The organism is Rhizobacter sp. P3_B12, from assembly GCF_056402895.1.
Genome location: NZ_JBFUGN010001314.1, coordinates 1 through 1,364 on the forward strand (window position 1 = coordinate 1; position 1,364 = coordinate 1,364).

Genomic DNA, 1,364 nt, shown 5'->3' on the forward strand with positions numbered 1-1,364 from the left:
CGCTGAAGCCGCTGCTGACGCCGCGTGCCGCGCTGCTGCCCGGCAGCAGCGCACCGGCCACCGCCACGGCCGCCACCACCGCCTCGTCGACGACGCGGACGGCAGCCAACACGAACGGCAAGGCGACCGGCAAGGCGACCGGCAAGACCGCCGCGCCGAAGGCCGGCTGCGCGGCCCAGGCCATGGGCCTGGCCACCGGTTGCGACACCAAGGGAGCCCGCTGACATGAGCACTTCGCCGGCGCACAAACGCCTTCGCATCCTGAGCGGCACGCATGCCGGTGCCTACCTAGATTTGAGTCCAGGAACCCATTCGATCGGACAAGCAGATGAATGCGACATTTCCATTGCCGACTGGCAGTTTCCGGCCCTCACGCTGCGCCTCGGCGCCGACGGTGTCGCGCTGGCACAGTGGTCGAACGGCAGCCCGCAGCGGCTTCGCCTCGATGATTTCGTCCCGGTCGACTTCAGCGGTGTCCGCGTCTGCACCGGCCCCAGCGGCGCCGACTGGCCCGATGATGCCGCGCTGCTGGCCGCAACCCGCGCCGTCGCGCCGTCGGGCAGCCTGGCTGCCGTCCGTCAACGGCTGGTGGCCCGCCCTGCCCGTGCCGTCCCCGGCGCGCTCGCAGTGATCATCGCGCTGGTCTCCGCCGGCTGGCTGGTCTCGGCCACGCGGGCCAACGAGGCCCCGGCCCCGACGCTGGAGATGAGCCGCGCCGCGCTGCAGCGTGCGATTGACGGGGTGGCCGCCGGCCGGCTGTCGGTGCGCATCGCCCAGGGATCRCTGAGCATCGACGGCCTGCTCGACGACRCCGAGCAGCTGCGTGCGGTGAACGCCGCGCTGAAGGCCGCACCCGCCGGCTTCCCGCTGCAGCAGCACGTGTCGGTGGCGAGCGATGTCGCCGAGACGATCCGCAGCGCGATCGGCCTGCCCGGCGCGCAGATCACCTACCGCGGCGCCGGCGTCTTCGGCTACGCGGTGAAGGCCAACGACGTGGCCGCGACGCAGGCCGCGATCGATCGCGTCACCGCCGACCTGTCGCCGGTCGTCAAGCGCATCGACGCGGTGCTCGAGGAGCCTGCGACGCCGCAGCCGGCGAGCCCGGCCGTCCTGTCATCCCTGTCGACCGACGGCGTGTCGGTGATGGAAACCCGTGACGGTGTGAAGCACCTGGTGCTCACCGTCGCCCCCGATGCGGTGCTGACCAACGGTCAGACCGCCCTCCAAGGAGTCCGTTGATGAGCACCGATCTCGCCCCCCCGCCCGCCGACCTGCTGGCCGACTTCGACAAGCTGCAGGCCACCGTGAACGGCGACACCACCGGCGACAAGACGCGCCGCCTGGCGCAGTACTTCGCGCAGGCC

Annotated in this window: 1 protein-coding gene and 1 pseudogene; both read left to right on the top strand. The window is 72.0% G+C overall.

The window, feature by feature from the left end; genetic code table 11:
• Positions 1-224: pseudogene (locus tag AC1D01_RS34835) on the top strand (hypothetical protein); the annotation flags it as partial.
• Position 225: 1 nt separating this feature from the next.
• Complete coding sequence (locus AC1D01_RS34840) at positions 226-1,239, top strand: hypothetical protein (RefSeq protein WP_477874106.1); 1,014 nt, start codon at positions 226-228, stop codon at positions 1,237-1,239.
• Positions 1,240-1,364 lie beyond the last annotated feature (125 nt).